9 protein-coding genes are annotated in these 11,902 nt (G+C 63.3%); 5 read left to right on the forward strand and 4 right to left on the reverse strand.

The features are described from left to right. Window positions 1-187 precede the first annotated feature (187 nt). The 3 genes from ilvC to ACFWEM_RS12370 are packed head-to-tail and all read right to left on the reverse strand — an operon-like array spanning window position 188 to window position 3,683. On the reverse strand, window positions 188-1,189 hold the full coding sequence (gene ilvC, locus ACFWEM_RS12360) for a ketol-acid reductoisomerase (protein WP_030535412.1): 1,002 nt from the start codon (window positions 1,187-1,189) through the stop codon (window positions 188-190). A 53-nt stretch (window positions 1,190-1,242) separates the two neighbouring features. Further along, complete coding sequence (ilvN, locus tag ACFWEM_RS12365) at window positions 1,243-1,746, reverse strand: acetolactate synthase small subunit (protein ID WP_003944718.1); 504 nt, start codon at window positions 1,744-1,746, stop codon at window positions 1,243-1,245. Beyond that, window positions 1,743-3,683, reverse strand: coding sequence for an acetolactate synthase large subunit (locus ACFWEM_RS12370; RefSeq protein ID WP_378450048.1), 1,941 nt, complete (start codon window positions 3,681-3,683; stop codon window positions 1,743-1,745). Before ACFWEM_RS12370 ends, ilvN begins: the two co-directional genes overlap by 4 nt. Before the next feature lie 265 nt (window positions 3,684-3,948). Between ACFWEM_RS12370 and ACFWEM_RS12375 the strand changes: the two genes are divergently transcribed. From ACFWEM_RS12375 to ACFWEM_RS12385, 3 genes are all read left to right on the forward strand, one after another. Then, window positions 3,949-4,482, forward strand: a complete 534-nt coding sequence (locus tag ACFWEM_RS12375; RefSeq protein ID WP_378534547.1) for a PH domain-containing protein — start codon at window positions 3,949-3,951, stop codon at window positions 4,480-4,482. Window positions 4,483-4,554: 72 nt separating this feature from the next. Further along, window positions 4,555-6,396 (forward strand): dihydroxy-acid dehydratase, encoded by a 1,842-nt coding sequence (ilvD, locus tag ACFWEM_RS12380; RefSeq protein WP_378533848.1) that lies wholly within the window; start codon window positions 4,555-4,557, stop codon window positions 6,394-6,396. A gap of 666 nt (window positions 6,397-7,062) precedes the next feature. Continuing rightward, window positions 7,063-8,598 (forward strand): amino acid permease, encoded by a 1,536-nt coding sequence (locus tag ACFWEM_RS12385; RefSeq protein ID WP_378533850.1) that lies wholly within the window; start codon window positions 7,063-7,065, stop codon window positions 8,596-8,598. A 65-nt stretch (window positions 8,599-8,663) separates the two neighbouring features. Here the strand turns inward: ACFWEM_RS12385 and ACFWEM_RS12390 are convergent, their stop codons facing one another. Beyond that, complete coding sequence (locus ACFWEM_RS12390) at window positions 8,664-9,491, reverse strand: DoxX family protein (RefSeq protein ID WP_378533852.1); 828 nt, start codon at window positions 9,489-9,491, stop codon at window positions 8,664-8,666. Window positions 9,492-9,581: 90 nt separating this feature from the next. Between ACFWEM_RS12390 and ACFWEM_RS12395 the strand changes: the two genes are divergently transcribed. Together ACFWEM_RS12395 and ACFWEM_RS12400 are read left to right on the forward strand one after the other, a co-directional pair. Beyond that, window positions 9,582-10,712: a PQQ-dependent sugar dehydrogenase gene (locus ACFWEM_RS12395; protein ID WP_378534549.1), complete on the forward strand. Its 1,131-nt coding sequence runs from the start codon at window positions 9,582-9,584 to the stop codon at window positions 10,710-10,712. 60 nt (window positions 10,713-10,772) lie between these two features. Further along, the gene (locus ACFWEM_RS12400) at window positions 10,773-11,819 is read left to right on the forward strand and encodes an NAD(P)-dependent alcohol dehydrogenase (protein WP_378449117.1); all 1,047 of its coding nucleotides are present in this window, start codon (window positions 10,773-10,775) and stop codon (window positions 11,817-11,819) included. Window positions 11,820-11,902 lie beyond the last annotated feature (83 nt).

Genomic DNA, 11,902 nt, shown 5'->3' on the forward strand with positions numbered 1-11,902 from the left:
GACTTCGAATCCACAACGCGGTAGGCAATACCACATAGTGGACACTTTCGCGGGCAAATTCTCGATGCAATATGAATCCGGACTCAGCCGACCCGGAAAACGACTCCGGCCCAATGCCGCGCTGGTTCAACGTAATTGAACCGGCGCGACATCAGGCCAGTGGAGACGTGGAGCGTGAAACTGCGAATTACGCGGTTTCGGTGATCGGACGATCGACCCAGCTCATCAGGTCGCGCAGCTTCTTGCCGGTGACCTCGATGGGGTGCTCGGCGTTGGCCTTGCGCAGGCCCTCGAGCTCGGTGTTGCCGTTCTCGACGTTGGCAACCAGACGACGGGTGAACTCGCCGGACTGGATGTCTGCCAGGATCGCCTTCATGCGCTCCTTGGTGTCGGCGTCGATGACGCGCGGGCCGGAGAGGTATCCACCGAACTCAGCGGTGTCGGACACCGAGTAGTTCATGCGGGCGATGCCACCCTCGTACATGAGGTCGACGATGAGCTTGAGCTCGTGCAGAACCTCGAAGTACGCCATCTCGGGTGCGTAGCCGGCCTCGACCATGACCTCGAAACCGGTCTTGACCAGTTCCTCGGTGCCGCCGCACAGCACGGCCTGCTCGCCGAAGAGGTCCGTCTCGGTCTCTTCCTTGAACGTGGTCTTGATGACGCCTGCGCGCGTTCCACCGATGCCCTTGGCGTAGGACAGAGCGAGAGCCTGGCCTTCACCCTTGGGATCCTGGTCGATGGCGATGAGCGCGGGAACGCCCTTGCCGTCGACGAACTGACGACGCACCAGGTGGCCCGGTCCCTTGGGAGCGACCATACCGACGGTGACGAACTCCGGAGCCTTGATCAGGTCGAAGTGAATGTTCAGGCCGTGACCGAAGAACAGCGCGTCGCCGTCCTTGAGGTTCGGCTCGATGTCGTTGGTGAAGATGCTCGCCTGAGCAGTGTCAGGTGCGAGCACCATGATGACGTCGGCCCACTCGGAAACCTCGGCCGGCGTACCGACCGTCAGCCCCTGCTCTTCAGCCTTTTCACGGGACTTGGAGCCTTCCTTGAGGCCGATGCGCACATCGACGCCCGAGTCACGCAGGCTCAACGAATGGGCGTGGCCCTGGCTTCCGTAGCCGATCACAGCAACCTTGCGGCCCTGAATGATCGACAGATCGGCATCGTCGTCGTAGAACATCTCGACTGCCACAGTTCTCAACCTCTCCTTGGATTTTTACGTGTCTAAAAGTACTAGCGGGTGGCCGTGATCGACTTCGGCCCTCGACCGACTGCCACGACCCCGGACTGAACGATCTCCCGGATACCGTACGGATCAAGCATCCGCAGCAGTGCATCCAGCTTGGACCGAGTACCGGTCGCCTCGATGGTGACGGACTCCGGGGAGACGTCGATCACCTTGGCGCGGAACAGGTTCACCGTTTCGATGACCTGCGTGCGCACGCTTGCATCTGCGCGCACCTTGATGAGCACGAGCTCGCGAGCGACGGATGCTTCACCGTCCTGCTCGACGATCTTGATGACGTTGATCAGCTTGTTGAGCTGCTTCGTCACCTGCTCGAGAGGGAACTCGTCGACCGTGACGACGATGGTCATACGTGAGATCTCGGGGATCTCGGTTCCGCCCACCGCAAGGGATTCGATGTTGAATCCGCGGCGGGAGAAAAGTGCGGAGACGCGAGCCAGCACGCCTGGCTTGTCCTCGACGAGAACACTGAGGGTGTGACTGGTGCTCACTTCTGATCCTCCCCTGTGCCCGCGGCGGGTCCGGCTTGCTCGCGTGACATGGCTTCGTGGATGACGGCGGGCTCGGCAACTGCCTCGTCGTCGTCGAACAGCGGCCGGATGCCCCGGGCCGCCATGATTTCGTCGTTGCTCGTTCCGGCAGCGACCATCGGCCACACCTGTGCGTCGGCGGTGACGATGAAGTCGATCACGACAGGCTTGTCGTTGATGGACTGCGCCTCACGGATCGCAGCTTCGACATCTTCTTCGCGCTCGACACGAATTCCGTGGCAGCCCAATGCTTCTGCGAGCTTGACGAAGTCCGGGATGCGGATGGCGCCGTGCGTTCCGAGGTTGGTGTTGGAGTAGCGCTCTTCGTAGAAGAGTGTCTGCCACTGACGCACCATGCCGAGGTTGCCGTTGTTGATCAGGGCAACCTTGATCGGAATACCTTCGAGTGCGCAGGTTGCGAGTTCCTGATTGGTCATCTGGAAGCAGCCGTCACCGTCGATCGCCCACACCTCGGTGTCGGGCATGCCCATCTTGGCGCCCATGGCCGCGGGAACCGCGTAGCCCATGGTGCCGAGTCCACCCGAGTTGAGCCACGTGCGGGGCTTCTCGTAACCGACGAACTGCGCGGCCCACATCTGGTGCTGTCCGACGCCGGCACAGTAGATGGCATCCGGTCCGGCGAGCTTGCCGACGGTCTGGATGACGTACTCCGGACTCAGCTGACCGTCGGTGGGGCGGTCGTAGCTCAGCGGGTAGGTACGACGGATGTCGTTCAGGTACGCCCACCACACGGTGAGGTCGAACGTGGTACCCGTGGCCATGTCGGCACGGATCGCCTCGATGAGTTCGGTGATGACCTCTTTGCAGTCGCCCACGATCGGGACGTCCGCGTATCGGTTCTTGCCGATCTCGGCCGGATCGATGTCAGCGTGGATGACCTTGGCATCGGGCGCAAAGGAATTCAGCTGACCGGTGACGCGGTCGTCGAAACGCGCGCCGAGGGTGATCAGGAGATCGCTGCGCTGCAGAGCGGCGACCGCGGCAACGGTGCCGTGCATACCGGGCATACCGCAGTTGAGGTCGTGGCTGTCCGGGAACGCGCCGCGGGCCATCAATGTGGTGACGACGGGGATTCCGGTCAGCTCGGCCAATTCGAGCAGCTCCGGCGAGGAGTCGGACTTGATGACGCCGCCACCGACGTACAGCACCGGCGACTTGGCGTCGGCGATCAGACGTGCAGCTTCACGTACCTGCTTGCCGTGCGGCTTGGTGACCGGGCGGTATCCCGGCAGACGCATCTCCGGCGGCCACGAGAACGTGGTCTGCGACTGCAGGATGTCCTTCGGGATATCGACCAGGACGGCGCCGGGGCGACCACTGGCTGCGAGGTAGAACGCCTCGGCCATGATGCGCGGGATGTCGATCGCGTCGGTGATCAGGAAGTTGTGCTTGGTGACCGGCATCGTGATGCCTGAGATGTCGGCTTCCTGGAAGCCGTCGGTACCGATGAGCGAGCGCGCCACCTGTCCGGTGATCGCGACGATCGGAACGGAGTCCATCTGCGCGTCGGCCAGCGGCGTGACCAGGTTGGTCGCACCGGGACCCGAGGTAGCCATGCACACGCCGACCTTGCCGGTCGCCTGGGCGTAACCGGTGGCAGCGTGGCCTGCACCCTGCTCGTGGCGCACGAGCACGTGGCGGACCTTGACCGAATCGAAGAGTGGGTCGTAAACCGGGAGCACGGCACCGCCGGGAATGCCGAATACCGTGTCGACCTCGAGCTCTTCGAGGGCTCGAACCACAGACTGCGCGCCGGTTACCCGCTCGGGCGGGAGCTGGCGACGGTTGGCCGTCTGGGTTGCGGCAGCCGCGGTTGTCGGGCTCGGTGTCCCTGACTTGCGCGGCGTTGGTTGAGGCCGTGCTGTTGGTGCGCTCACTGGGAAATCCTCTGATTTGGCTCCGGGCAACAAAAAACCCCCGTCAGCATCTGCTGAGCGAGGGTGGCGCGTCGTTATCTGGTGAGTTGAAAAATCGACTCAGGCGACGACGCGCCGGCCGATTACGAGCAACTCATTCTGTTTCACGCACTCGACAGTAGAGGCGCTAGTCGCGAACGGCAAACTTGGTGAGTCGACCGTCCCAGAATCTGAGATACATCGGCTGCAATGCGAAGATGTAGAGGTGTCAACTTCGCAGCAGCCCGTGCCACCGGCTCAATCATCCCACACGCCGAAACCCCTTCGGCACGTCATCCGCATTTCGCAGCTCGCTTACATGGCGTGCGCGTTCCTTCTGTTCGCGGTCAGCTTCCCGATCTTCGGGTGGCCCGTCGCCTTCAGCTGGTTGCTGATCCTTCCGATCATCGCCGTCTATCTCGTCGCGCGACTGCGCACCACCGTCAGCCCTGACGGTCTCGAGGTCCGCTCGACGTTCTCCAAGCGCACCCTCGCCTGGGACGACGTCAAGGGTTTCCGCTTCCCGAAGCGCAGCTGGGCGCGCGCAGAACTCACCGACGGAACCGAGGTGACCTTGCCTGCGGTCAGCTTCGTCAGGCTTCCCGAGATCGCGATCGCCAGCGGCGGCCGCATCACCGATCCCTACGCATCGGCCGCAGAAGCCTTCGCGGCCAAGGAAGCCGAAGAGGAAGACGCAGCGGCAGAAGCCGAAGCAGAAGCCGAGGTCGAGTCCGACAACACCGACAACGGTTCGGTCCAGCCCGAAGAGAAGCGCCAATAGCACGCGAGTAGCGTTGAAAGGCCCTCGCTTCTATTTGAGTGGACCAGCAACGATCACATAAGGAACACGCCCATGCCCCCGTTGAGGTCACGCACCACCACCATCGGACGTAATGCTGCCGGAGCCCGATCCCTGTGGCGCGCCACAGGAATGACGGATTCCGACTTCGGCAAGCCGATCGTCGCCGTAGCGAACTCGTACACCCAGTTCGTACCCGGCCACGTGCATCTCAAGAACGTGGGCGAGATCGTTGCCGAGGCCATCAGTGCAGCCGGCGGCGTCGCTCGTGAGTTCCACACCATCGCAGTCGACGACGGCATCGCAATGGGCCACGGCGGAATGCTCTACTCGCTCCCGAGCCGCGAGATCATCGCCGACTCGGTCGAGTACATGGCAAACGCCCACACGGCCGACGCACTGGTGTGTATCTCCAACTGCGACAAGATCACTCCCGGCATGCTCAACGCCGCGATGCGTCTGAACATCCCGACCGTCTTCGTCTCCGGTGGTCCGATGGAGGCCGGTAAGGCAGTGGTCGTCGGCGGCGTGGCCCAAGCCCCCACCGACCTCATCACCGCGATCTCCGCCTCTGCCAACGATGCCGTGTCCGACGAAGGCCTCGACGAGGTCGAGCGCAGCGCGTGTCCGACGTGCGGGTCCTGCTCCGGCATGTTCACCGCCAACTCCATGAACTGCCTGACCGAAGCCCTCGGTCTCGCTTTGCCGGGCAACGGCTCCACTCTGGCAACTCACAAAGCGCGTCACGCACTCTTCTCTCGTGCGGGCACCACAGTGGTCGAGGCCGCCCTCAAGTACTACCGCGACGGCGACGAGTCGGTTCTGCCGCGCAACATCGCGACCCCGGCAGCGTTCCGCAACGCAATGGCTCTCGACGTCGCCATGGGCGGTTCCACCAACACCGTCCTGCACACGCTGGCTGCGGCGCAGGAAGGCGAGGTCGATTTCGACCTCGACACCATCGACGCGATCAGCCGCAAGGTGCCGTGCCTGTCCAAGGTCTCCCCCAACTCGGACTATCACATGGAAGACGTCCACCGCGCCGGCGGAATCCCCGCACTGCTCGGTGAGCTTCGCCGCGGCGGACTCCTCGAAACCGATGTCTCCACCGTGCACACCAAGAGCTTCGATCAGTGGCTCGACGACTGGGACATCCGCTCCGGCAAGGCAACCGACGAAGCAATCGAGCTTTTCCACGCGGCTCCCGGCGGCGTGCGTACCATCGAACCGTTCTCCACGGACAACCGTTGGTCTGCCCTCGACACGGATGCGGCCGGCGGCTGCATCCGCGACGTCGCGAACGCCTACACCGTCGAAGGCGGCTTGGTTGTCCTGCGCGGCAACATCGCACTCGACGGCGCAATCCTCAAAACGGCCGGCATCGACGAGGAACTGTTCTCCTTCCAGGGCCCGGCGCTGGTCGTCGAATCCCAAGAAGAAGCCGTCTCGGTCATCCTGCAGAAGAAGATCAAGGCCGGCGACGTTCTCGTCGTGCGCTACGAAGGCCCCAAGGGCGGACCCGGCATGCAGGAAATGCTGCACCCCACCGCCTTCCTCAAGGGCGCGGGCCTCGGTAAGGAATGCGCACTGATCACCGACGGTCGTTTCTCGGGCGGAACTTCCGGGCTGTCCATCGGTCACATCTCCCCCGAGGCTGCCGCAGGCGGAATCATCGGTCTCGTCCAGAACGGCGATCAGGTTCGCATCGACGTCGCCTCTCGCACGCTGGAGATCCTTGTCGACGACGACGTCCTCGCCGAGCGACGCGCCAAGATGGAGACCTCGGAGCGCCCGTGGCAGCCGGTCGATCGTCAGCGCACCGTGACGACAGCGCTGCGCGCCTACGCCGCTCTGGCAACGTCCGCCGACAAGGGCGCGGTTCGCTACGTTCCGTAAGTTCTGCCAAGAATCGAGAATAGATCCCCGGCCGCTTTTCGGCCGGGGATCTTTTCTGTCAGTGTGCGTGCGGCTCGCGACAGAGTCGGGTTCATCTCGCCTCGGAGTTCGCCATGTCACGCCTGACGCTGTCGGAGAAGAACGCGGGATCGACCGCGTCCGAACACGCCATACCCCTTCGGTGTTGTATGAGCCTGAACCACAACCCAATCCGATCATCCCGTCGCCGACACACTCTGCCACGACGCGTGATTGACGCTCGAGTGCATCCAGGTACGCGGTGTTGCTCCGGCGAGGTGAAACCAGTTGGGTTGATGCAACTCATCGAGAGCAAGACCGACCGACAGGTACCGAATAACCGGGCGACACGCGGAGCACCAACGGAACGATATGAGCTATCAGACATTTCAGACCGAATCGCGCGTCCGACTCGTGAGCGAATTCACTTGGACGTAGGGTTCCAGACACCAGCTGATCAATTCAGATACATGAGGGGGGATGACTTTCAGTCAGGTGATCATTTCGGTCAGTTCGAGCGAGCTGACTTGCACACGGCGCTCACCAGTGGTTCCCTCATCAGGTCGCTGAGACGCACATCACAACGACGACAGTCAGCCACCGCCCGTCACCCACAAGGTCGACGAGGAAACAACCAAGGAGCAATACATGCCCGGAGTCGGCATATGGCGCACCAAATCCGTCGAGCAATCGATCGCGGACACCGACGAGCCTGAGACAAAGCTCAAGAAGGAATTGACCGCGAAGGACCTCACGGTATTCGGAGTCGCCGTCGTCATCGGCGCAGGCATCTTCACGCTGACTGCTCGAACCGCAGGCAATGTCGCAGGACCCTCCATTTCACTGGCATTCGTTCTCGCTGCCATTGCCTGTGGCCTTGCCGCACTGTGTTACGCGGAGTTCGCCTCCACTGTTCCGGTCGCCGGCAGCGCATACACGTTCTCCTACGCGACGTTCGGTGAGTTCGCGGCCTGGATCATCGGCTGGGACCTCATCCTCGAGTTCGCACTCGCCTCCGCTGTCGTCGGCAAGGGTTGGTCGCTCTATCTCGGCAACGTCATCGGTGCCAGCGGCAGTACCACCGCGCACATCGGATCGATCAGCTTCGACTGGGGCGCACTGCTCATCATCGGAGCGATCACGCTGATCCTCGCGATCGGCACCAAGGTTTCCTCGCGAGTCTCCGCAGTCATCACCGCAATCAAGATCGCGGTAGTACTGCTCGTCATCGTCGTCGGCGCGTTCTACATCAAGAAGGAGAACTACTCCCCCTTCATCCCGCCGTCCGAGGGGGCCGAGAGCTCTGCCAGCGGAATCCACCAGACATTGTTCTCCTGGCTGACCGGCGCCGGTGGAAGCAGCTACGGCGCATACGGATTGCTCGCCGCCGCCAGCCTGGTGTTCTTCGCATTCATCGGATTCGACGTGGTTGCGACCACGGCCGAGGAAACCAAGAACCCGCAGAAGTCGTTGCCGCGCGGAATCTTCGGCTCGCTCGCCATCGTCACCGTGCTCTACGTTGCCGTCACACTCGTCCTCACCGGCATGGTCAAGTACACCGAACTCAAGGACGGCAGCCCGCTGGTCGGCGATTCCAGCGCCACCCTTGCCACCGCATTCGAGGCAAACGGAATCGGTTGGGCACAGACGGCCATCAACTTCGGTGGCCTGGCCGGCCTGACAACAGTCGTCATGGTCATGATGCTCGGCCAGACCCGCGTCCTGTTCGCCATGTCCCGTGACGGCCTCATGCCGCGCAGCCTGGCCAAGACCAACGCCAAGGGCATCCCACTGCGCATCACGCTGATCGTCGGCGGCATCGTCGCCGTCCTGGCAGCCTTCTTCCCCATGGGCACGCTCGAAGAAATGGTCAACATCGGCACGCTCTTCGCGTTCGTCCTCGTCTGCGTCGGCGTTATCGTCCTACGCCGCACCCGCCCCGACCTGCCGCGCGGATTCCGCGTCCCGCTGGTTCCGTTCGTTCCGATCGTCGCCGTGCTCGCCTGCGGTTGGCTGATGCTCAACCTCTCGGTCGAGACCTGGATCCGCTTCCTCGTCTGGATGGCCATCGGTGTGCTCGTGTACTTCGCGTACGGACACCGCAAGTCGGTCCTCGGTCGCAAGCTCAAGGACGGGACGGCCATCCCGTCTGCGAATGCCGATCCGGTACTCGTCAAGGACTGACCCTTCACAAACGAACCGCCGCCTTCCGATTCGGAAGGCGGCGGTTCGTTTTGGTTGTGCGAATTTCAGATGAGCGGATTGGCACCGTTCAGGAAGATCCAAGTGCAGACGCCGGCAGCGATGCCGAGAATCAAGACCACGAGCGACCCGACAAACGGGCGGGTGGCCCAGCCCCGACGACCATCCAGTGCGATTCGGCCAGGACCCGTCAAGATGATGACGCCGGCGCAGATTCCCAGCAGCATCTCGTATTCGGTACCGGCCGGGGCGAAGTACTCGAGACCCGGGGCGCTCGCCTGACGCAGCGCCCACGCGTTGATCATCACGGCCAGAACCGACGCTGCCGCAACGGGAGTCAGCAACCCGAGGATCAGGAGCGCGCCACCCGCGACCTCACCGACGGCGCCGAGTATCGCCATCCACTTCGCCTGCTGGAACCCGGCATCCGCCAGCATCGCCTCGAACCCGCCCAGACCCGGCCCGTTCCAGATACCGGTCAACTTCTGCAGACCGTGCACCGACGCAGTTCCACCGACGGCCAACCGCAAGGCAAGCAAGCCGAGGTCGAGAGTGCCTCGACTCCGCGGAGCCTCCGTTGTACCTGCCACCGCTTCGGCGGTGGGGACAGCGGCGATCGGAGCGTCGTACGCCGTCTCACGCTCGAGAGCCACCGTCGGTTGATCCGCGCCCGGTGCGCGATACGTCGGTATCTGTTCGGTGAGGGAGTTGGCGTTCGTGGAACCGAAGTCAAGATCGTCGTCGGTACGCGGCAACGGGTTTTTGGCGCTCACCGTCGGAAATTGTTCGGTGGGCGAATCATACGGACTGGACACATTGCCCGTCGGCTTGTCCGCATCCGACAACTCGCTGGGATCTTTTCGCTCGTCAGTCACGTAGGTGAGCCTATGACCGATTCACGAACTCGACGGGGAACCTTGGTCCGGCGTGGCGGCATCGGCCGTGGGTTACGTAACGTCTTGGGCATGACTACGGGTAGGCATGCAGCGCTGGGCGCACTGGCTCTGGTGCTCGGGACATCGTTGCTCGCAGGTTGCGCCGACTTCGACGAATCGACTGCCTCGCCGTTCACACCCGAGCCGACCAACCAGGCCAGCGCCGAAGTGCAGCCGGAGAATCCGCCGCCCTCGACCACGCCGCCGGCGCCGCGTACCGGCCCTCTCGGCCCCTGTCAGGACGCCGACACTGCCGTGATCGCAACCTGTCTCGACACCACGGGTGGGCTCGTCACACTCCCGGACGGGAACTCGGGGTTGGTCGCCGAACGTCGGACCGGCCGAATCATGCAGGTGGCGCCCAACACGACGCCCGTCGAGGTCGCCAAGATCGACGTTGACGGCAGCGGCGACGGCGGACTGCTCGACATCGCCCTCTCCCCCACATTTGTCGAAGACAATCTGATTTATGCCTACGTCACCACCGGTACCGACAACCGGGTGGTCCGCATCGCGCCGGGCGACACCGCAAAGGAAGTCCTCGGTGGAATTCCACGCGGCGCGAGTGGCAACGGCGGGTCACTGGAGTTCGCGGCCCCGGACCAGCTCATGGTCCTGACGGGCGATACCGGAAACCCTGCGGTTGCTCAGGATCCCGGCTCGTTGGCGGGGAAACTGTTGCGAGTCCGATCGTTGACGCCCAACGCAGCGCCGCCTCGCCCGGAAGTTGTTCTGTCCGGAATCGGGAACGGCGGCGGCGTGTGTGTGGATCCGGGTATCGCGACGTGGGTGACCGACCGAACCACTCTCGAGGATCGCCTCCAACGTGTCGGCTCCGACGGAACGGTGACGTCCCCCGCTTGGACGTGGCCTGACCGACCCGGCGTCGGAGGGTGCATTGCGGCGCAGGGAGTGGTAGCTGTCGCGTTGGGGGTCGGCAAAGCGATCTCGGCGCTGGCCGCAGATCCAGGAACAGGTGCCGTCACGACCGCGCCGTCGGCAGTGGCGAAAGACACGTACGGCCAACTGGGCGGTTTGGCACTCGGATCCGACGGTTTGATGTGGGCGAGCACGATAAACAAAACCGCAGGCGAGCCGGGTCCGAACGACGACAAGGTGGTCAAGATCCCGATGCCGAGTGGCAGCGGCGGGATCGACTGAGCCTCTGATTTCCATACGCACTTCCAGGACCGGTTGGCCAACCACGACAAAGGAGTCGGAATGAAGGCAATCCAGTACACGAGAATCGGCGCAGAGCCCGAACTCACGGAGATTCCCAAACCCGAGCCCGGTCCCGGTGAAGTGCTCCTGGAAGTAACCGCGGCCGGCGTCTGTCACTCGGACGACTTCATCATGAGCCTGCCCGAAGAGCAGTACACCTACGGCCTTCCGCTTACTCTCGGTCACGAAGGCGCCGGCCGGGTCGCCGCCGTCGGCGAGGGTGTCGAGGGACTCGACATCGGAACCAATGTCGTCGTCTACGGGCCTTGGGGTTGCGGCAACTGTTGGCACTGCTCGCAGGGACTGGAGAACTACTGTTCTCGCGCAAAAGAACTCGGCATCAATCCTCCCGGTCTCGGCGCCCCCGGCGCGTTGGCCGAGTTCATGATCGTCGACTCACCTCGCCATCTCGTCCCGATCGGCGACCTCGACCCGATCAAGACAGTGCCACTGACCGACGCTGGCCTGACGCCCTATCACGCGATAAAGCGTTCTCTGCCGAAACTTCGCGGAGGCTCGTACGCGGTTGTCATCGGCACCGGTGGTCTCGGCCACGTCGCCATTCAGCTCCTCCGCCACCTCTCGGCAGCCACGGTCATCGCACTCGACGTGAGCGCGGACAAGCTCGAACTGGCAACCAAGGTCGGCGCCCACGAAGTGGTGCTCTCCGACAAGGATGCGGCCGAGAACGTCCGCAAGATCACCGGAAGTCAGGGCGCCGCACTGGTTCTCGACTTCGTCGGCTACCAGCCCACCATCGACACCGCGATGGCTGTCGCCGGCGTCGGATCCGACGTCACCATCGTCGGGATCGGCGATGGGCAGGCGCATGCCAAGGTCGGGTTCTTCCAAAGTCCTTACGAGGCTTCGGTGACCGTTCCTTACTGGGGTGCCCGCAACGAATTGATCGAATTGATCGACCTCGCCCACGCCGGCATCTTCGACATAGCGGTGGAGACCTTCAGCCTCGACAACGGAGCCGAAGCGTATCGACGACTGGCCGCCGGAACGCTCAGCGGCCGCGCGGTTGTGGTCCCTGGTCTGTAGATCGACAGTATCCAGATCGACAGCGGTAAAACACTGATGCCCGGCCGAATTCGATTCGGCCGGGCATCAGCGTTCGCTACCGA

Origin of the sequence: Rhodococcus sp. NPDC060176 (assembly GCF_042728675.1) — a bacterium.
GTDB lineage: Bacteria > Actinomycetota > Actinomycetes > Mycobacteriales > Mycobacteriaceae > Rhodococcus_F.